Consider the following 18,950-nt stretch of genomic DNA (forward strand, 5'->3'; position numbering starts at 1 on the left):
AGGCAAGGAAGTGATGTTATCAGGCCGCGTTAGACCTTTTGTGTACACCACTGTCATGCCAGTTGACAAAGGTGTACAGCGGCGAATAGCGTTGTGTCAACCCCATAACAACAAGGGAGTCTCACCGTGCAAAACGATCCGCTACTGCAACCGCTGCAACTCAAGCACCTGACGCTGAAGAACCGGGTCATGCTGACCTCGCACGAGCCCGCGTATCCGGAAGACGGCATGCCCAAGGAGCTGTATCGGGCCTATCACGTCGAACGCGCCAAGGCCGGCGTGGCACTGACCATGACGGCGGGATCGGCAGCGGTATCGAGAGACAGCCCGCCGGTCTTCAACAACATTCTTGCCTACAAGGATGAAGTGGTGCCGTGGATGCGTGAGCTGACCGATGCCTGCCACGAACATGGCACGGCGGTGATGATCCAGTTGACGCACCTGGGGCGGCGGACCCGCTGGGACAAGGGCGATTGGCTGCCTGCGGTCTCGGCATCGAATCACCGCGAGGCCTCCCATCGCGCTTATCCCAAGAAGGCGGAACTCTGGGATATCGAGCGATTGATCCAGGATTACACCGATGCCGCCGAGCGCATGTACGCCGCCGGTCTGGATGGTCTCGAGATCCAGGCCTACGGCCACCTGATGGATCAGTTCTGGTCACCGCTGACCAATGAGCTCGATGCACCCTACGGCGGCAGCCTGGAAAATCGCCTGCGCTTTACCTTCGAAGTGCTCGCAAGCATCCGCAAGCGGGTGGGGGAGAAGTTCCTGCTGGGGGTGCGTTATACCGGCGACGAGTGCCTGCCGGGTGGCTTCGATGCGCGCGACGGCATGGAGATCTCGCACCGGTTGAAGGACAGCGGCCTGGTGGATTTCCTCAATGTGGTGAAGGGCCATATCGATACCGATCCAGGGCTCACGGACGTGATCCCGATCCAGGGCATGCCCAGCGCTCCGCATCTGGATTTCGCTGGCGATATCAAGCGTGAAGTCGACTTTCCCACCTTCCATGGCGCCAAGATCCAGGATGTCGCCACGGCACGCCACGCGATCGCCTCCGGCAAGGTGGACATGATCGGCATGACGCGTGCCCACATGGCCGACCCGCATCTGATGAAGAAGGTCATCGAAGGGCGCGAAGAGGAGATCCGCCCCTGCGTCGGCGCCAACTACTGTCTCGATCGCATCTACCAGGGCGGGGCAGCCTACTGCATCCACAACGCGGCGACCGGCCGCGAGACCACCATGCCGCATACCATTCCACCGGCCGACACCCGGCGGAAGGTCGTGGTGATCGGCACCGGGCCTGGCGGCTTGGAGGCTGCGCGGGTCGCCGCCGAGCGCGGGCATGAGGTGGTGGTGTTCGAAGCCGCCGATGCGCCCGGCGGTCAGATCCGCCTGACGGCACAGAGCGAACGGCGCCGCGAGATGATGGGCATCATCGACTGGCGTTACGAGCGCTGCCAGGCCATGGGCGTCACTTTCCATTTCAACGTCTTCGCGGAGCAGGACGAAGTGCTGGCCGAATCGCCGGATGCCGTCATCGTGGCCACCGGCGGCCTGCCCAACGAACAGTCGCTGGCGGAAGGCAACGAGCTGGCGGTGACGGGCTGGGACATCCTCTCGGGACACGTCAAGCCGGGCAGCAATGTGCTCGTCTACGATGACGCCGGTGATCACACGGCCTTGCAGGCGGCAGAGATCGCCGCTGCGGCAGGCGGCAAGGTGGAGTACATGACCGCCGACCGGGCGCTGGCGCCGGAGGTCATGGCCATGAACCTGGTGCCGTACATGCGTTCCCTGCAGGTGCGAGACGTCACCTTCACGCCCACTTTCCGGCTGACCGGCATTCGCCGCGACGGCGGCGATCTGGTGGCCTCGGTCAGCAGTGACTACACCCAGGTCGAGAAGGAGAGACGCGTCGATCAGGTGATCGTGAACTTCGGCACCCTGCCCATGGCGGATCTCTACGAGGAGCTGAAGCCGTTGTCGAGCAACCAGGGCGCGGTGGATTACGACAACCTGATTGCCGGCAGCCCGCAATCGTTCAATACCAACCCGGATGGCAAGTTCCAGCTGTTCAGGATCGGTGATGCGGTTTCCCACAGAAATACGCACGCGGCGATCTACGACGCCCTTCGGCTGGTCAAGGACCTTTGATACGTAGCGCCGTTGCCTGCGCCGAGAGGCGGCAACGGCGTCCGGCAGCGTTACGGATAGACGTTATGGTCAGATAAGGGTGTAAACAATGCCATTCAAAAGAACAATCCATGCCATCGATACCCACGCTGGCGAACCCATGCGCGTCATCACGGGGGGCGTTCCCAACGTCCCCGGCAAGACGGTGTATGAAAAGATGGTCTGGCTGCGGGAAAACGACGATCAGCTGCGTCAGCTGATGCTGCGTGAACCGCGTGGTTATCCGCCTCTCTGCTGCAACATCATCGTTCCGCCCTGCCATCCCGACGCCGATGCCGGCTACGTCATCATGGAGCAGGTCGAATATCCCGTCATGTCCGGCGGCAACACCATATCCGTGGCAACCGTGCTGCTCGAGATGGGCATGCTGCCGATGGCGGAGCCGGTCACGGAGCTCGTCCTGGAAGCGCCGGCCGGCCTGATTCGCATCAGCGCCGAGTGCCGGAACGGCAAGGTCAAAAGCGTCACCTTCAAGAACGTTCCGGCGTTCGCGGCCTACCTGGATGCACAAATCGACGTGCCGCATCTGGGCAAGGTGACGGTGGATGTCGGGTGGGGAGGCATGTTCTATGTCATTGCCGACGTCCGTCAGTTTCCCGGCGTCCAGCTCATACCCGAGCAGGGCGCGGAAATCGCCCGGATCTCGGCCATGATCCGGCAGGCCGCCATCGAGCAGCTACCGGTCGAGCACCCGGACTACCCGGGAATCGGGATCACCATATCGCAGCTCTCCGGGCCGGCAATCGGTGCCGACGCGGATTGGCGGAACGCGGTCACTGTGGCCTCCGGCGATCTCGATTGGGACGAGCCCAGCACTTGGACGGGCGCTATCGACCGGTGTCCATGCGGCACGGGGACCTGCGCCAAGATGGCCGTTCTTCATGCCAAGGGAGAGCTTCCGTTGAATCAGGATTTTCGTCATCAGGGCATCCTGGGCAATGTGTTCACCGGACGGCTGGTCGAGGAAACGAGGGTTGGCGACAGGCAGGCGGTCATACCCACCATCACCGGCACCAGCTGGATCTACGGCATGAATACCTACGTGCTGGACCATGACGATCCCTTTCCGGAAGGGTTCAGCGTTCAGGACATCTGGGCCTGAAAGCGCTCTGCCGTCGAGAACCCGTTCGAACAATCACACCGGAGTCACTTTCCTTGGATCAGCAGACACTTTCCGCGCCCGAGGCGCAAAACCTGGCCGAGCAGGCCTGTCTCGCCGCGGGCGCCAACCAGGCCACGGCACGTTCTCTGGCAAAAGCGACGATATCGGCCGCGCTGTTTGGGCGCCCCGGCGTCGGCTTCCCGCACTTGCTGGATTATCTCGCCAGTTTTCGCGCGGGTCGCATCAATGGCAATGCCGAGCCGAAACCCGCCTCGCCCCTGCCCGCCATCATCCACTCGAATGCGGATGGCGGCATCGCGCAGCTCGGCTTCGATCTGGCGGCACCGACGATCATCGAAAGAACCCGGGAGCTGGGCGTTGCGATCTTCACCCAGGGCAACAGCTACACGACCGGTGAGCTGGGCTATTACGTTCGCCGTCTCGCCCTGGACGGGCTGATCGCCTTTGCCGTGTCCAACAGCCCGGCCGTGGTGGCGGGTTCGCCCGGCGGCAAGGTCGTGTTCGGCACCAATCCGATGGCGTTCGCCGCCCCGCTGAGTGACGCGACCGCGCCGCTGGTCATCGATCAGGCCTCCAGTGCCACGGCCTTCGTCAACCTCGCCAAGGCCGCGGAAGAGGGGCGCGAGATCCCCGCCGGCTGGGCCATCGACGAGACGGGCAGCGTGACCACCGATGCGGCCGCCGGTCTGCGCGGGGCGCTTTTGGCATTCGGCGGAGCGAAAGGCGCGAACGTGGCGTTGATGGTCGAGTGTCTCGCCGCCGGCTTGTCCGGTGCATCCTGGTCGCTCGACATGCCGGACTTCCAGAACGGAGACCGCGTCATCGACGCCGGACTGACGATCGTTGCGATCCAGCCCACGGTCCTCGATGCGGGCTTTTCCGCTCGCTTGAGCCAGCAGCTCGATCGCATCGCCGAGCGCGGTGCCTACGTGCCCGGCCGTCGCCCGGTGCAAAGTGGCGTTTCGGAAGCCGATCGGGTCACGATCGACACGGCGGTACTCGACGCTATCCGCCTCTTCCTGTGAGCCGCGGGCAAGCTCGCTGATATCGTTGCCGCTCTCGTTGACCTGTTTGACGCCGAGTGGCTCGTCGCGCCTTGCCGGGCAGGTCGGTGGCGCGGCCGGCGCGTTCGGTGCTAAGGTCTGGCTGTGGGAGATGGCATTCCTCCCGAGCGGCTTTCTCATTCTCGTTCGCTCGAACCACCGTCTATCGGTTAATGATGCCTGCGGGCGCTTCGGTCGAGGCGTGTCGGCAGGTGTCTGTCTTTCCTTCCTCGCTGGCGCGGCTCCTCGATCGGATCATTGATGAAACCTTGATGTATCGAGGACGCTAGGTATGTGGTTGTCCGTACTGTCGATCGGGGCCGGTGCCGCGATCGGTGCGAATCTGCGATGGCTGTTGGGTGTCTGGCTCAACGCCCTGTTTCCGGCGATTCCGCCCGGCACGCTGGTGGCGAACCTGCTGGGGGCGTGGCTGATAGGCATCGGCGTCGCGTTTTTCTCGCATCTTCCCTCCCTGTCGCCGGAACTCCGCCTGTTCGTGATCACCGGCTTCCTGGGTGCGCTGACCACGTTCTCCACCTTTTCTGCCGAGATGTTCGGCAATATCCAGGCGGAGCGTTACGGCATGGCGCTAATGGGGATCGGCATTCACGTGTTGGGCTCGCTCGCCATGACCGGGCTGGGCTTTCTGACCTTCAGCGTCATTCAGCATGTAATGGGAGGATCGCAGCAATGAATCGTCTGAACAGCGGCTACGAGGTGATATTCATCGTGCCCGAGTCTCGTCGTCACGAGGGGAAACGGGTCTACGACTGGGTCACCGAGACGGCGAAAAGCCTGGATATCGGCCGGATGACCAGGCGTAGCGATGTCGAGGGAATGGGGGAGGACGGCAAGCTGCACTCCGCCCATTTCTTCGATCTGGCGGATCAGCCCGTCGAGCTGATGTACGCGATGGACGAGGAAAAAGCGGAACGCTTCGTCGCCGCCGTCGAGGAGACCGGCGCCCCGGTCTTCTGCATCTGCCGGCCGGTCTACTTCGGCCAGTTGAACGACGAGTCGAACGCCAGGAACGGCTGAAGCCGAAAGCAATGAGTGGTGAGTGGCTCCCGAGGAGCCACTACCGTTCGGCATCCATCCGGCGGCTTTGCCGTATTCTGATATGTCCTATATTCTGGACATATGGAAACTACCGCTGTCACTGCCAGTTTTGCCGCCTTGTCCCAGCAGACTCGCCTCGAGGCATTTCGGCTGCTCGTCCGCCATGAGCCCGAGGGGCTTCCCGCCGGCGAGATCGCGCGCCAGCTCTCGGTGCCGCACAACACGATGTCGGCCCATCTTGCGGTGCTGGCGCGGGCCGGCTGGGTCGTCTCGCAACGCCAGAGCCGTTCGATCATCTATCGCGCCGATCTCTCGCACATGAAAGAGACGATCCAGTTCCTGGTGCGCGACTGCTGTGCCGGGCATCCGGAGGTCTGCGAGCCGCTGATGAACGCGCTGGGGCAATGCCATCCCGAAAGCAAGGAGACATGAGGTCGTCATGAAGCCGTTGATCTACCACAACCCCGAGTGCGGTACGTCCCGCAACACGCTGGCGATGATCGAAGCCTCCGGCGAGACGCCGGACATCGTCGAATATCTGAAGACGCCGCCCACATGCGAGCGGCTGGTCGAGCTGATCTCGATGATGGCGATCACCCCGCGCGAGCTGCTGCGCCGCAAGGGGACGCCGTTCGAGGAGCTTGGCCTCGATGATCCGGCCCTGGGCGATGACCAGTTGATCGACGCGATGATGGCGCACCCGATCCTGATCAATCGGCCGATCGTGGTCACCGACAAGGGCGCCAGGCTGTGCCGGCCTTCGGAGCGCGTGCTGGGGCTGCTGGCCAACCCGGTCGCCACGTTCACCAAGGAAGACGGCGAAGTCGTGCACGCCGAGGAGACGGGGCATGAATGACAGGGGCAAGAGTGATATGAATGATTCGGTCGATGCCGACGACCTGCCCAATATCGATCCGGCGAAACTGCAGCCGATCGATGTCGAGGCGTTAGTCGGTAGCGATGCGCCGCGTCACCCGCCGAAGATCCTGGTGCTCTACGGTTCGCTGCGCGAGCGCTCCTTCTCGCGGCTGGCCTCCGAGGAAGCGGGCCGGCTGCTGCGCTGGTACGGCTGCGAGGTGCGCACTTTCAACCCTTCCGGCCTGCCGCTGCCGGACGATGCCGAGGCGGAACATCCCAAGGTGCAGGAGCTGCGTGAGCTCGCCGAGTGGTGCGACGGCATGCTGTGGGTCAGCCCGGAGCGCCACGGTGCCATGACCGGCATCATGAAGGCCCAGATCGACTGGATCCCGCTGTCGCTGGGCGGCGTTCGCCCGACCCAGGGCAAGACACTGGCGGTGATGGAAGTCTCCGGCGGCAGCCAGAGCTTCAACGCCGTCAATCAGCTGCGGATCCTGGGGCGCTGGATGCGGATGATCACGATCCCCAACCAGTCCTCCGTGCCCAAGGCGTTCAACGAGTTCGACGAAGCCGGACGCATGAAGCCGTCGCCGCTCTACATGCGAATCGTCGACGTCTGCGAGGAACTGGTGAAGTTCACCTGGCTGACACGGGGCCGCTCGGCCTATCTCACCGATCGCTATTCCGAACGTGTCGAGAGCGCGGAAGAACTCTCTCGCCGCGTCAATCAAAGCACGCACTGAGGCACAGTCATTCGATGCTGGCACTGGCTATTTTCGTCGTTACCCTGATTCTGGTGATCTGGCAGCCCAAGGGGTTGGGAATCGGTTGGAGCGCGCTGGGCGGCGCGCTGGTGGCCCTGCTCGTGGGCGTGGTGCACTGGACCGACGTCGGTGTGGTATGGAACATCGTCTGGGATGCTACCTTCACCTTCGTCGCGTTGATCATCATCTCGCTGATCCTGGACGAGGCGGGGTTCTTCGCCTGGGCGGCGTTGCATGTCGCCCGCTGGGGCAACGGCCGGGGGCATCTGCTGTTCCCGATGGTCGTGGTGCTCGGCGCGGTGATCGCGGCGTTCTTCGCCAACGACGGCGCGGCACTGCTGCTGACGCCGATCGTGATCGCGATCCTGTTGCGGCTGGATTTCTCGCCGCCGGCGGCGCTGGCCTTCATCATTGCTACCGGTTTCGTCGCCGATACCACCAGCCTGCCGCTGGTGATCTCCAACCTGGTCAATATCGTCAGCGCCAACTACTTCGATATCGGCTTCGACCGCTATGCGGCTGTCATGGTGCCGGTCAACCTGGTGTCGCTGGCGGCGACGCTGGCCGTGCTCTGGATCGCCTTCGGCCGACGGATTCCCAGACGCTACTCGGTCGAGGAGCTCGACGCGCCGCGCTCGGCGATCAAGGATCTCCTGATCTTCCGCGCCGCGTTTCCGCTGCTGGCGGTGCTGCTCGTCGCCTATTTCGTCACCGCACCGCTGGGCATTCCCATCGCCTTCGTGACCGGCGCGGCGGCGATCGTGCTGATGGCGATCGCCGGTCGCTGGTGGCAGGGCGGCAGGGGCGCCGCCGTTTCGGTGACCGCGGCGCTGAAGGGTGCGCCGTGGCAGATCGTGCTGTTCTCCATCGGCATGTATCTGGTGGTCTACGGGCTGGGCAACGCGGGCCTGACCGACTACGGCGCCCGGGCGCTGCAGTGGCTGGCCGGGCAGGGCGACTTCGTCGCCACCATCGGCACCGGGTTTCTCTCCGCCATCGTCGCCTCGATGATGAACAACATGCCGTCGACGCTGGTGGGAGCGCTGGCGATCGATCAGGCGCAGGTGCCGGCGGTCACCCAGGAACTGATGGTCTATGCCAACGTGATCGGCAACGATCTGGGGCCGAAATTCACTCCCATCGGCAGCCTGGCGACGCTTCTGTGGTTGCACGTGCTGGCCGGCAAGGGCTACAGGATCGGCTGGGGGCAGTACATGAAGGTCGGCCTGCTGATCACCCCGCCGGTGCTGCTGGCGACCCTGGTGGCGCTGGCGTTGTGGTTGCCGGCCCTGCCGGCGGCCTGAACTCGGCAGCCCCACGAGAGCCGGCAGCCGTACGAGAACCGACAATCGGTCGAGAGGCACTGCATGAACATTCTGGTATTTCTGGGCTCGACGAGACAGAGCCAGCCACCGAAACCGCCGCGCCTGGGAAGCCGGGTGGCGGCGGCGCTAGTTGCGCACTTCCGGGAGGCGTATCCGGACGACGAGATCGAGCTGATCGATCCGCTGGATTACGACCTCGGCGACGTGTTCAAGCCGCACTTCGCCTACGCTTCCGGCCGGGCGCCCGAGCCGCTGGACGCGCTGGCCGACAGGATCCGCGAGGCCGGCGCCTACGTGATGGTGAGCCCCGAGTACAACCACAGCCTTAGCCCGGCGCTGGCGCACCTGCTCAACCACTTCGGCAGTTCGCTCTACGCTTACAAGCCGAGCCTGATCGTGACCTACTCGGCGGGGCAGTGGGGCGGCGTCCGTGCCGCCGTGGGCATGCGTACCTTCCTCTCCGAGCTGGGCTGCCTGCCGGTGTCGGCGATGATTCACGTCCCGCACGCGGCGGAAGTGCTGGATGACGAAGGGCAGTATCGCGCCCGGCTGAGTCGACGAAATCCCGACAGACTCGACAGCGCGCCCCTGCGGGAGCGGTCATGATTCCCGCCTTGCGTTGCCGTTCAGTGAATCGGCTCGGCGTCGTCCGACTCGGTCGACTCCGCGGGCAGGCCCAGGGCGATGATGGCGCTCGCCAGTACCAGGCCGGCAGAAACCCAGAGACAGGCCTGGAGTCCGTACGCCTGATACAGCCAGCCGGAGAGCACCGTGCCGATCAGCCGTCCCATGGCATTGGCCATGTAGTAGAAGCCCACGTCCATCGACACGCCTTCGGCGCGTGCGAAGCGTACAATCAGATAGCTGTGCCAGCTGGAGTTGATGGCGAACACCACGCCGAACAGCAGCAGACCGGCCACCAGCCAGAAGACGTCGGCATCGAGCGGCAGCAACGCCAATAGCGCAGGCAGCGAAGCCAGCGCGAGCGCCCAGCCGGCGGTGATGCCTCTGGCGCCCCCCTGTACGAGCCGGGTGATCTTCGGCGCCTGGGTCTGCACGCCGCCATAGCCGACCACCCAACCGGCGAGCATGGCGCCGACGGCCCAGTAGCCCCAGCCGTGCTGGTCGTAGAGATAGACGGGCAGTGCCACCACGAACCAGACGTCACGGGACGCGAACAGGCACAGTCGGGCCGCGGAAAGCACGTTCACCGCCCGGGAGGTGGAAAAGACCTCGCGAAACCTGGGCTTGGATTTCGTCCTGCCCAGATCGGCGCGCAGCCGCCACAGCGACAGCAGCAACACGCCGGCCAGCATCACCAGCATCAGCGCGATGGCGCCCTGGAAACCGACCAGCGTCAGCAGCAGGCCGCCCAGGAAGAAGCCGATGCCCTTGAGTGCGTTCTTCGAGCCGGTCAGCAGCGCTATCCAGCGGTAAAGGGCGCTTTGCGCCGACTGGCTGTTGCTGGGCACCAGCACCTTGACCGCGCTCTTGGCGCTCATCTTGTTGAGATCCTTGGCGATCCCGGAGAGCGCCTGCGCAGCCATCACCCATACCACGGTCAACATCGACGCGGGCACCAGCAGCATGCCCAGGGCGACGATCTGCAGGCCGAGGCCCACGTTCATCGTCCGGTTGAGCCCGAGCCTGGCACCGAGCCAGCCGCCGACGAAGTTGGTCGCGACGCCGAAGGCCTCGTAGAAGAGAAACAGCATCGCCACTTCGAGCGGCGAGTAGCCGAGCTGGTGGAAATGCAGCACCACCAGCATGCGCAGGGCGCCGTCGGTCAGCGTGAACGCCCAGTAGTTGCCGGTCACCAGCAGGTACTGGCGGACTTCGAAGGGTAGCGATCTCAGCCGCTCGACAGATGACATGATCGACCTCGCCTACGCTCGCCCGACCTTGAGTGCCAGCTCGACGGTGCGGTTGGTGTAGCCCCACTCGTTGTCGTACCAGGCGTAGATCTTCACCTGGCTGCCGTCGACCACCAGGGTCGAGAGCGCATCGACGATGGCGCTGCGCGGGTCCGTGCGATAGTCCACCGACACCAGCGGGCGGGTCTCGAAGCCCAGAATCCCCGCCAGTGCGCCCGTCGAGGCGTCCCTCAGCGCCTCGTTCACCTCCTCGGCCGTGGTCTCGCGTTCCACCTCGAACACCATGTCGGTGAGCGAGGCATTGGCCAGCGGCACGCGAACGGCATGGCCGTTGAGCTTGCCCGTCAGCTCGGGGAAGATCTCGGTGATCGCCTTGGCGGATCCGGTCGTGGTGGGGATCAGGCTCATGCCGCTGGCCCGGGCGCGACGCAGGTCCTTGTGCGGGCTGTCGAGAATCGACTGGGTGTTGGTGATGTCGTGGATCGTGGTCATCGAGCCGTGGCGAATGCCGAACATCTCGTGAATCACCTTGACCACCGGCGCCATGCAGTTGGTGGTGCAGCTCGCGGCGGTAACGATGCGATGCTGGCCGGGGTCGTATTGATGGTCGTTGACGCCTATGACCACGTTGAGCACGCCCGCTGCCTTGACCGGCGCCGTGACCACGACCCGTCCGACCCCCTGGTCGAGATAGGCCTGAAGCTTGTCGGGACTCTTCATGACGCCGGATGCCTCGATCACGACGTCGCACTGCGACCAGTCGCTGTCCGCGAGTTCGCGATGACTGCTGAACGGGATCTCGACGCTATCCACCGTGATCGACCGCTCGCCGGCCGCGATGCCGCTTCCCGGGGACCAGTGTCCATGCACGGAATCGAACTCGAGCAGGTGGGCGAACGTTTCCGCCGTTCCCGCCGGGTCGTTGATCCGCACGATCTCCAGCGTCTCCACCGCGCGGCGATCCCACAGGCTGCGCAGGGCGAGACGCCCGATTCTACCGAGGCCGTTGATCCCGATTCGAAGAGACATGGCAACTCCTTTGGCAAGGTTCGATTGAGCGTGTTCGGCTGGTCGTATGTCACTAGCCGTATTTCGCTAACCGTATTTCATTAACAGTGTTCGGTCTGGCGCGCGGGGCGATTGCCCATCGCCGCCAGTCGGTCGCGGGCTTCGCCCATCAGCGAGGAGGCGCCCGCGGTCGCTTCGTCGAGGGTCGCGAGTACCCAGCTCGGCAGACCCGGCATCAGGCGGTAGTGGACCCACTGCCCGTGGCGCCGATCCTGCAGCAGGTCGCACGATCGCAACTGCGCGAGATGACGCGAGACCTTGGGCTGGGACTCCTGCAGCGCATAGGTCATTTCGCAGACGCAGAGCTCGCCCTCGGTGTGGATGAGCAGCGTCAGGGCGAGACGCGTTTCGTCGCCGAGGCATTTGAAAAGCTGAACGGGGGAGAGTGCGGACACGATCGATCCTCAGGGGTGGGCTCTGGACTTGACGCCGAGCCAGAGCTTCAGTCGGGTCTGGATCTCCTGCAGCGTGTGCTGGTAGTTTCTGGGGTCGTCGTGGAGCCGGGGATCCTGGATGTCCCAGTAGATGAGCTCCCTGGTGCGGCCTTCCCAGTCGCGGCACCGCTGTTGGGCCTTTTCGCAGAGGATGATGACGGTATCGAACGTCTGGCCGGCGTAGGTCTCCAGCGGCTTGCTCGCCAGCCCCCGGGTACTGACGTTGATCGACTCCAGCGCCTTCAGCGCGGCACGATGGGGTTCGCTGGGCTCGACACCGGCGCTGAAGGCTTCGAAACGATCCCCCGCCATGTGCCGGAGCAGGGCTTCGCCCATCAGCGATCTCGCCGAATTAGCATTACAGAGAAATAGCACACGCTGCTTTTCCATCAACACGTCCTCGTCATATGGGCGTTTTCAGTGCTCTCTGGTGTTCGGGCTTTCCAATATTCGTACTTCCCGATATTCGTACTTCCCGATGTGCGGGCCGGGCTCGCGCTCCTGTCGTTGCGATTCCTGCCGCCGATCATGTTCTCACGAAGGAAGATATCGCCATATGCGCATATAAGCATGTCACTTTCATGACAGTGCGGCCGATGCGGGAATCTTGGCCCGGTTTTCAGGGCTTTCGGGCTCGAGCTTCAGAATGAAACGGGCCCTGACGATCCGGTGCTGGCGGCATGCGAGGAAATAAGTGTTACATAAATAAACATATCTAATGCTATCTATTAACTCATATAAACTTATCTGATGAGTTTTGCGCGTACGGTGTGAATACAGCGTCAGGAAGACGTGGTGCCAAGGATGGACGTCGCGGGAAGCGATAGTCACAAGGACGCATGGCAGGATGCCATGGCAAGTTAGCAAGGAACCGCTACGATCTAACCCCGGCCCACGCGGCCGGGGTTTTTCGTTCGGGGCCATTGGGCCTGACCTATCGAAGCCGGGTTCGTTATCCACTGGATGCGTATCGGCAAGAGGACAAGCGATATGGAAGCTCCCGTTCAGCGACGAGTCGGCGCGACGCTACTCGCCGCGATCCTGTTGGGCATCGGTATCATGGCGGCGCTCGACGAGATCGGATTTCATCAGGTACTGGCCTGGCACCACTTCGTCGAAACCGACAACTCGGCGCTGGCGCTGGCCTCGGACGGGCTCCTGCACACGCTGGAACTGGTGATGCTGGTCATCGGTGGCGCGCTGATGCTGCGGCTCCACGAGACCGGACAGCACGCCCCCGGTTACCGAGGCGCGGGGTTCCTGCTGGGAATGGGCGGGTTCCAGCTCTTCGACGGCATCGTCGACCACAAGATCCTGGGGCTCCATCAGGTCCGCTACGTGGACAATCTACTGGTGTACGACCTCTGCTGGAACCTGGCCGGCCTGCTGCTGCTCGCCATCGGTTACTGGCTGCTGCGCCGGGCCCGGCGGGGCGAGGCGCTGAGCCAGCGGTGAGCGGGTTCACGCTGGTTTTCGGTGCGCTGGCCGCACTCTATGCCTGGGGTTGGTGGCGAGCGAAGCGGCGCGGCCGGGGCTGGCCGCTGTGGCGGTTGGCCCTCTTCGTGGGCAGCGCGCTGGCGATCGTCGCGGTGATGTCGCCACCATCGATGCAGTGGGCGCACGATGATTTCCGCGGCCATATGGCGGTGCATCTCGTGGCGGGGATGATCGCGCCGCTGGGACTGGTGATGGCGGCGCCGGTGAGCCTGGCGCTGAAGAACGTGCCCGCGCACTGGGGCAGGCGCTGGGTCAGGTTCGTATCCCTGCCACCCATTCGCGTGTTGGGCCATCCCGTCACGGCGGCGCTGCTCAATATCGGCGGCATGATGGCGCTGTACCTGACCGATCTCTACAGCGCGATGCGCCACTCTCCCGGCTTCGCCCTGTGGCTGCACTGGCATTTCGTGGTTGCCGGGTGTCTGTTCAGTTGGGCCATTGCCGGGCCGGACCCGGCGCCGAGACGCCCCTCCCTCGAATGGCGCTTCGGCGTGCTGGTGGTATCGATGGCGGCACACGCGACGCTGTCCAAATGGATGGCCCGGTTTCACTTCCCCGCCTCGGTGCCGCTCGATCAGGTCCAGCAGGGCGCGGAATTGATGTTCTACGCCGGGGAGCTGCCGGAAGCTCTGCTGGCCTACTTGCTAGCGCGGCAGTGGGTCCGGTCGCGCTACCGGGAGCCGGCCGGGGCCCGGGGCGTGACGCCGTAATCCCGGTCATGCCCCGGCATGATCGTCCTCGTCCAGCGGCAGTTGGACGTTGCCGCCGGTCCAGGTCCACCGGGTGATCTCCGGGATATCGTCGAGATGTTCGCGGATATAGGCGTGATGCTTCTGCAGTAGCGTCTGCAGATCCTCGATGAGCCCGGCGGCGCCCTCCCACTGATCCGGCAGGTAGCGCAGGGCATCGAGCGCCAGGTGCATGCGGCTCATCTGGTTGAGTACCGTCATGTCGAACGGCGTCGTGGTGGTGCCTTCCTCCTGATAGCCGCGAACGTGGAAACGCTCGGTCTCGGGGCGATTGTGGATCAACTGGTGCACCACGCCGCGAAAGCCGTGGAAGGCGAAGACCACCGGCCGGTCCGCCGTGAACAGCTCGACGAAACGTTCCTGGCTGATCCCGTGCGGATGGTCCACCCGCAGCGTCATGATATCGACCACGTTGACCACGCGGACTTTCAGCGCCGGCAGATAGGTACGCAGGATATCCACCGCTGCCAGGGTCTCCTGCGTGGCGGTGTCGCCGGCGCAGGCCATCACGATATCCGGCGTTTCGTCGCCGCTGTTGCTGGCCCACTCCCAGATGCCGAGACCTTCGCGGCAGTGTTCGCGGGCTTCGTCCATCGTCAGGTACTGCAACTGAGGATGCTTGTCGATCACGATGGCGTTGAGGTGATCGACGCTGTCGAAGCAGTGCTGGGCGGTCGCCAGCAGCGTGTTGGCATCCGGCGGCAGATAGATCCTTACCACCTGCGGCTGTTTGGTCAGCAGCGTGTCGATGAACCCCGGCCCCTGATGGCTGAAGCCGTTATGGTCGTTGCGCCAGCAGGTGGAGGTCAGCAAGTAGTTCATCGACGGGATCGAGGCGCGCCAGTCGACGTTACGGGCGTGCTCCAACCATTTGGCATGCTGGATCGCCATGGAATCGATGATCGAGACGAAGGCCTCGTAACTGGCGAACAGGCCGTGGCGGCCAGTCAGCACGTAACCTTCGAGCCAGCCGTTGCAGTTGTGTTCGCTCAACACCTCGAGCATGCGGCCGTCCATGGAGAGCTGCTCGTCGTATTCCTCGAATGGCCCCATGAAACAGCGGTCGGTGACGTCCAGCACCGCGCCGAGCCGGTTGGACTTGATCTCGTCGGGGCAGAACAGCCGGAAGTTGTGCGGGTTGTCGACGTAGATATCGCGCATGAACTGGCCAAGGCGCTCGGTGGAACCGTGACGCTCGCGGCCGCGTCGCGACTCGTCGAACTCGACGGCGTAGGTCTCGAGCGGCCGGTACGCGAGCGGTTGGCGCAACCGGCCACCGTTGGCGTGCAGGTTGGCGCCCATGCGCCGTTCGCCGGCAGGGCAGAGGGCGGTGATGGGTTCCCGGGGCGCGCCCTGCTCGTCGAACAGCTCCTCGGGAAGGTAGCTTTTCATCCAGCTTTCGAGCTGCGCCAGACGCTCGGGATGATCCTTCAGGCCGCCCATCGGTACCTGGTGGGCACGGAATGTTCCTTCCACCGGTAGATCGTCGACGGACTTCGGCCCGGTCCAGCCCTTGGGGGTACGCAGCACGATCATCGGCCAGACCGGCCGGCGGTCGATGCCTTCCTGCCGCGCATGCTGCTGAATCTCGTGGATCCGGTCGAGAGCGCTGGTCAGCGCCGCCGCGAAGTCGCGGTGGACGGCATCGGGCTCGTCGCCTTCGACGAAGAGCGGCGCGTAGCCGTGGCCGCGGAAGTAGTGCTCCAGCTCCTCGTCGCTCTTGCGAGCGAGCACCGTCGCCGAGCCGATCTTGTAGCCGTTGAGGTGCAGGATCGGCAGCACCGCGCCGTCCCGGGTCGGGTTGAGATAGTTGACGCCTTTCCAGGAGCCTTCCAGCGGGCCGGTTTCCGCCTCGCCGTCGCCCACCACCGCGGCCGCGACGAGATCGGGGTTGTCGAACACGGCGCCGAAAGCGTGGGTCAGCACGTAGCCCAGCTCGCCGCCTTCGTGGATCGAGCCCGGCGTGGGCACGCTGACATGGCTGGGCACGCCGCCGGGCGTCGAAAACTGGCGGAACAGGCGCTGCATGCCTTCCGCGTTGCGCGGCACATGATTGAAATGCTCGCTGTAGCTGTTCTCCAGCCATAGGTTGGCGAGCAGCGCCGGGCCGCCGTGACCGGGCCCCGTCAGATAGATCACGTCGAGATCGCGGCGCTGGATCTGCGCGTTGAGATGCGCGTAGATCAGGTTGAGCCCCGGCACTGTGCCCCAGTGGCCGAGCAGGCGCGGCTTGATGTGATCGAGCGTCAGCGGCGTCTCGAGCAGCGGGTTGCCGGTGAGATAGATCTGGCCGACGGCGAGATAGTTGGCCGCCCGCCACCAGTGGTCGATCCGCTTCAGCAACTCCTCGTCCTTGTCGACCGGAAGCCGGGGCGTCGTCGTGGATTGGCTTATGGAGGGAAACATGAAGGCACTCCTGGATAATGGTGGCGTGAACGAAAGAGGTCGGATGCCAATGGCTGGCGGCTTGAGGGTTCGGGCAGATTTCCTAGGCGCGATGGTCCCGATCCCGATCCCGATCCCGATCCGGCTCCGGGGCCGACTCGCTGGCGTCGCCCCGCGTGCGTGACCGGTAGAGCTGCCAGGTATGCCGGGCGATCATCGTCTCCTCGTCGGTGGGGATGACGTGAACGGCCACCGCGCTATCCGGCGTCGAAATGCGTCCTGGCTCGGCGGCCCGGTTCGCCGTGTCATCCAGCACCACCGACCACAGCGGGGCCAGCCGCTCGATGACGGCCTGGCGAATCGGTGCCGCGTGTTCGCCGATGCCGGCGGTAAAGACAATCCCGTCGACACCGCCCAGGCTCACCGCCAGGCGGCCCATCTCCTGGGCGACGCGATAGACGAAGAAGTCCACCGCCAGCTGCGCCCGGGGCGAATCGCTCTCCAGCAGCGTCTGCATGTCGCTGTCGATGCCGGACAGCCCGAGCAGCCCGGCATCGTGATAGAGCAGCGTCTGCAGTTCCTCGCTCGAATAGCCGAGTTCATGCTCGAGATAGAGCACCAGCCCCGGATCGAGGGCGCCCGAGCGCGTCCCCATCGGCAGCCCGTCCAGCGCCGTGAAGCTCATCGTGGTATCGACGCTCCTGCCGGCCTGCAGTGCGCAGAGACTGGCGCCGTTGCCCAGGTGGGCGACGATGGTGCGGCCCTCGGCCAGGCGTCGGTCGACATTGGGCAATCGGCCCGCGATGTATTCGTAGGAGAGTCCGTGAAAGCCGAAGCGGCGGATGCCCTGCTCGAAGAAGCGATAGGGGAGCCCGGTCAACTGGGCGACGCGGGGCATCCCGAGATGGAAGCTGGTATCGAAGCAGGCGACCTGCAGCGTCTCGGGGGCGAAGCGGCCGACGGCATCGATGCCTTCCAGATGATGCGGCTGGTGCAGCGGCGCCATCGGCACCAGTGACGCGATGCCTTCGCGGGTGGCGTCGTCGATGGCCGTCGGCATAGAAAAGAGGTCGCCGCCGTGGACGATGCGATGGCCGACCGCCGCCAGTTCCAGCTTGCCGAATTGCGCATCCAGCGCTTCGCGCAGTCGCGCGTAGGCGCTGTCATGATCCGGCAGCTCGTGATCTTTTGGCGTCTCGTCGAGGAAAGCGGTGCCATCGGCCAGCTCTCCGAACAGATGCGGCGAATCGCCGATCTCCTCGACCTGGGCCTTGGTGATGAGTTCGGGCGAGGTCGTATCGTCGGCGCGATAGAGCGAAAGCTTGATGCTGGAGGAACCGGCATTGAGGGCGATGATATAGGCGGATGACGCGGCCATGAGGTCTTGTCCTGTTGCTGGCTATGGCGCCTTGCTGGATATGGCGACTCAATGAATATAGCGGCGAGCGGGCCATAGCGACTCACCGACGATAGTGGAGAGCGGAAGGAACGGGTGGGCAGCGACGCACCGATATCAGGGTGGTCGACCCGGGCCATCCCTTCAAATGAAGACTGGTCCCGATGGATTCGAGACCAGTCTCGTTCAGTTATCGATACGCCGATTGACCGGGATACGCTCTGCGGGAGACGCGTCGATCGAGAAGACGCGTCACGCTCGCCTCGCCGGCCTACAGCTGCTCTTTCTGGGCGCCGGAGTTCTCCCTGGCCTTGCCCAGCGACGGCTCCTGACCTTCGGGCTCGGGTGCCTGGCGGGTCGAGTACTCGGCCCTGCCATCCAGCGACGGACCCTGATTCCAGCGGCCCATCGGCGCTTCCTTGTCGGTCAGCGTATTGAGGTAGTAGTACGAATGTTCCATTGCCTCGTGCGCCTCCGGGGTCGAGTTGGGAATCGGCAGCTGCTTCTCGAATCCGCCCAGCTCCTCGACCACCGCGAGCCACTGCTGCTGGTGGTAGGTATCGCGAGCGATCAGGAACGACAGGAAATCCTTCATGCCCTTGTCGCTGGTCCAGTTGTACAGGCGCGTGGCCAAAACGCGACCGCTGGATTCCGCGGCCACGTTGGCCATCATGTCCGCCGCCACGTTGCCGGTCGCATAGACGTGGCTCATGTCGAACGGCACGCCATTAGCGTTGACCGGCATGGCGGAAAGACCGGAGGAGAGCAGGTGGCGAGGATTGGCGCCGCCGAGGATCGCATTGATGATCGGATCCTTGGCCGATTCTTCCTGATAGGAAACGGGCGCGCCTTCCAGGTTCAGGGCGACGGCGTGGCCGAGCATCTCGATGTGAGACAGCTCTTCGGTGGCCGTGGACATCAGCAGGTCTCGAATTCGATCGTCGCCGCGGGCCCCCATGGCCTGAAAGAAGTACTGCATGGCGACCCGAATCTCGCCTTCGATGCCGCCGATGGCCTGTTGCAGCAGCATGGCAAATTGGGGATCGGGCTGCTCGACCTTGACCGGGTACTGAAGTTTGGATGAATGCTGGAACATGATTTTCTCCGGGAACGAGATAGCGACGCTATCCGATGGGTGCAGAAAGTGATTGCCATCAAAAATGGCCGATGCCC

The 18,950-nt window shown here is 64.2% G+C and carries 19 protein-coding genes and 1 riboswitch; of the genes, 12 read left to right on the top strand and 7 right to left on the bottom strand.

What is annotated here, in order from left to right; all coding sequences use genetic code 11:
* Positions 1-126 precede the first annotated feature (126 nt).
* From ACWHY3_RS01845 to ACWHY3_RS01890, 10 genes are all read left to right on the top strand, one after another.
* Positions 127-2,163 (top strand): NADH:flavin oxidoreductase, encoded by a 2,037-nt coding sequence (locus ACWHY3_RS01845; RefSeq protein WP_303854698.1) that lies wholly within the window; start codon positions 127-129, stop codon positions 2,161-2,163.
* 88 nt (positions 2,164-2,251) lie between these two features.
* Complete coding sequence (locus ACWHY3_RS01850; RefSeq protein WP_332780055.1) at positions 2,252-3,304, top strand: proline racemase family protein; 1,053 nt, start codon at positions 2,252-2,254, stop codon at positions 3,302-3,304.
* Positions 3,305-3,357: 53 nt separating this feature from the next.
* The gene (locus tag ACWHY3_RS01855) at positions 3,358-4,350 is read left to right on the top strand and encodes an Ldh family oxidoreductase (protein ID WP_303854700.1); all 993 of its coding nucleotides are present in this window, start codon (positions 3,358-3,360) and stop codon (positions 4,348-4,350) included.
* Between the two features lie 117 nt (positions 4,351-4,467).
* A riboswitch (Fluoride riboswitch) is annotated at positions 4,468-4,558 on the top strand.
* Between the two features lie 102 nt (positions 4,559-4,660).
* Positions 4,661-5,062: a fluoride efflux transporter CrcB gene (gene crcB / locus ACWHY3_RS01860; protein WP_303854701.1), complete on the top strand. Its 402-nt coding sequence runs from the start codon at positions 4,661-4,663 to the stop codon at positions 5,060-5,062.
* Complete coding sequence (locus tag ACWHY3_RS01865) at positions 5,059-5,406, top strand: DUF190 domain-containing protein (protein ID WP_303854702.1); 348 nt, start codon at positions 5,059-5,061, stop codon at positions 5,404-5,406. The genes crcB and ACWHY3_RS01865 overlap by 4 nt, the downstream gene beginning before the upstream one ends.
* A 102-nt stretch (positions 5,407-5,508) precedes the next feature.
* Complete coding sequence (locus ACWHY3_RS01870; RefSeq protein ID WP_087719916.1) at positions 5,509-5,859, top strand: ArsR/SmtB family transcription factor; 351 nt, start codon at positions 5,509-5,511, stop codon at positions 5,857-5,859.
* Between the two features lie 7 nt (positions 5,860-5,866).
* On the top strand, positions 5,867-6,283 hold the full coding sequence (gene arsC, locus ACWHY3_RS01875) for an arsenate reductase (glutaredoxin) (protein ID WP_087719917.1): 417 nt from the start codon (positions 5,867-5,869) through the stop codon (positions 6,281-6,283).
* On the top strand, positions 6,276-7,028 hold the full coding sequence (gene arsH, locus ACWHY3_RS01880; protein ID WP_256961305.1) for an arsenical resistance protein ArsH: 753 nt from the start codon (positions 6,276-6,278) through the stop codon (positions 7,026-7,028). Before arsC ends, arsH begins: the two co-directional genes overlap by 8 nt.
* A gap of 14 nt (positions 7,029-7,042) precedes the next feature.
* Complete coding sequence (locus tag ACWHY3_RS01885; protein WP_448127446.1) at positions 7,043-8,353, top strand: arsenic transporter; 1,311 nt, start codon at positions 7,043-7,045, stop codon at positions 8,351-8,353.
* A gap of 63 nt (positions 8,354-8,416) precedes the next feature.
* Positions 8,417-8,980, top strand: a complete 564-nt coding sequence (locus ACWHY3_RS01890) for an NADPH-dependent FMN reductase (protein WP_448127447.1) — start codon at positions 8,417-8,419, stop codon at positions 8,978-8,980.
* Between the two features lie 20 nt (positions 8,981-9,000).
* Here the strand turns inward: ACWHY3_RS01890 and arsJ are convergent, their stop codons facing one another.
* The 4 genes from arsJ to ACWHY3_RS01910 all read right to left on the bottom strand — a co-directional run bounded on the left by arsJ (position 9,001) and on the right by ACWHY3_RS01910 (position 12,140).
* Entirely contained in the window at positions 9,001-10,248 is a 1,248-nt protein-coding gene (gene arsJ, locus ACWHY3_RS01895) for an organoarsenical effux MFS transporter ArsJ (protein ID WP_448127448.1), read from the bottom strand.
* Positions 10,249-10,260: 12 nt separating this feature from the next.
* Positions 10,261-11,277: an ArsJ-associated glyceraldehyde-3-phosphate dehydrogenase gene (locus ACWHY3_RS01900; protein ID WP_448127449.1), complete on the bottom strand. Its 1,017-nt coding sequence runs from the start codon at positions 11,275-11,277 to the stop codon at positions 10,261-10,263.
* 80 nt (positions 11,278-11,357) lie between these two features.
* The gene (locus ACWHY3_RS01905) at positions 11,358-11,711 is read right to left on the bottom strand and encodes a metalloregulator ArsR/SmtB family transcription factor (protein WP_303855687.1); all 354 of its coding nucleotides are present in this window, start codon (positions 11,709-11,711) and stop codon (positions 11,358-11,360) included.
* A 9-nt stretch (positions 11,712-11,720) separates the two neighbouring features.
* Complete coding sequence (locus ACWHY3_RS01910; RefSeq protein ID WP_448127450.1) at positions 11,721-12,140, bottom strand: arsenate reductase ArsC; 420 nt, start codon at positions 12,138-12,140, stop codon at positions 11,721-11,723.
* Positions 12,141-12,740: 600 nt separating this feature from the next.
* On the opposite strand from ACWHY3_RS01910, the gene ACWHY3_RS01915 reads away from it, so the two are divergent.
* Positions 12,741-13,205: a DUF2243 domain-containing protein gene (locus ACWHY3_RS01915; RefSeq protein WP_448127451.1), complete on the top strand. Its 465-nt coding sequence runs from the start codon at positions 12,741-12,743 to the stop codon at positions 13,203-13,205.
* Positions 13,202-13,957: a cytochrome c oxidase assembly protein gene (locus ACWHY3_RS01920; RefSeq protein WP_179208923.1), complete on the top strand. Its 756-nt coding sequence runs from the start codon at positions 13,202-13,204 to the stop codon at positions 13,955-13,957. The genes ACWHY3_RS01915 and ACWHY3_RS01920 overlap by 4 nt, the downstream gene beginning before the upstream one ends.
* 6 nt (positions 13,958-13,963) lie before the next feature.
* Here ACWHY3_RS01920 and ACWHY3_RS01925 read toward each other — a convergent pair whose 3' ends face one another.
* The 3 genes from ACWHY3_RS01925 to ACWHY3_RS01935 all read right to left on the bottom strand — a co-directional run bounded on the left by ACWHY3_RS01925 (position 13,964) and on the right by ACWHY3_RS01935 (position 18,873).
* Positions 13,964-16,402, bottom strand: coding sequence for a phosphoketolase family protein (locus ACWHY3_RS01925; protein WP_332780062.1), 2,439 nt, complete (start codon positions 16,400-16,402; stop codon positions 13,964-13,966).
* A gap of 82 nt (positions 16,403-16,484) precedes the next feature.
* Entirely contained in the window at positions 16,485-17,759 is a 1,275-nt protein-coding gene (locus ACWHY3_RS01930) for an acetate/propionate family kinase (RefSeq protein WP_448127452.1), read from the bottom strand.
* 289 nt (positions 17,760-18,048) lie between these two features.
* On the bottom strand, positions 18,049-18,873 hold the full coding sequence (locus tag ACWHY3_RS01935; protein ID WP_087719930.1) for a manganese catalase family protein: 825 nt from the start codon (positions 18,871-18,873) through the stop codon (positions 18,049-18,051).
* Positions 18,874-18,950 lie beyond the last annotated feature (77 nt).

This window comes from Salinicola sp. NYA28a, from assembly GCF_976982775.1.

Coding starts and splice junctions, on each gene's coding strand:
- ACWHY3_RS01935 (WP_087719930.1), bottom strand. CDS start 18,873: ATGTTCCAGCATTCATCCAAACTTCAGTACCCGGTCAAGGTCGAGCAG.
- ACWHY3_RS01915 (WP_448127451.1), top strand. CDS start 12,741: ATGGAAGCTCCCGTTCAGCGACGAGTCGGCGCGACGCTACTCGCCGCG.
- arsH (WP_256961305.1), top strand. CDS start 6,276: ATGAATGACAGGGGCAAGAGTGATATGAATGATTCGGTCGATGCCGAC.
- ACWHY3_RS01870 (WP_087719916.1), top strand. CDS start 5,509: ATGGAAACTACCGCTGTCACTGCCAGTTTTGCCGCCTTGTCCCAGCAG.
- ACWHY3_RS01865 (WP_303854702.1), top strand. CDS start 5,059: ATGAATCGTCTGAACAGCGGCTACGAGGTGATATTCATCGTGCCCGAG.
- ACWHY3_RS01850 (WP_332780055.1), top strand. CDS start 2,252: ATGCCATTCAAAAGAACAATCCATGCCATCGATACCCACGCTGGCGAA.
- ACWHY3_RS01910 (WP_448127450.1), bottom strand. CDS start 12,140: ATGGAAAAGCAGCGTGTGCTATTTCTCTGTAATGCTAATTCGGCGAGA.
- ACWHY3_RS01890 (WP_448127447.1), top strand. CDS start 8,417: ATGAACATTCTGGTATTTCTGGGCTCGACGAGACAGAGCCAGCCACCG.
- crcB (WP_303854701.1), top strand. CDS start 4,661: ATGTGGTTGTCCGTACTGTCGATCGGGGCCGGTGCCGCGATCGGTGCG.
- ACWHY3_RS01925 (WP_332780062.1), bottom strand. CDS start 16,402: ATGTTTCCCTCCATAAGCCAATCCACGACGACGCCCCGGCTTCCGGTC.
- ACWHY3_RS01930 (WP_448127452.1), bottom strand. CDS start 17,759: ATGGCCGCGTCATCCGCCTATATCATCGCCCTCAATGCCGGTTCCTCC.
- ACWHY3_RS01900 (WP_448127449.1), bottom strand. CDS start 11,277: ATGTCTCTTCGAATCGGGATCAACGGCCTCGGTAGAATCGGGCGTCTC.
- arsJ (WP_448127448.1), bottom strand. CDS start 10,248: ATGTCATCTGTCGAGCGGCTGAGATCGCTACCCTTCGAAGTCCGCCAG.
- ACWHY3_RS01885 (WP_448127446.1), top strand. CDS start 7,043: ATGCTGGCACTGGCTATTTTCGTCGTTACCCTGATTCTGGTGATCTGG.
- arsC (WP_087719917.1), top strand. CDS start 5,867: ATGAAGCCGTTGATCTACCACAACCCCGAGTGCGGTACGTCCCGCAAC.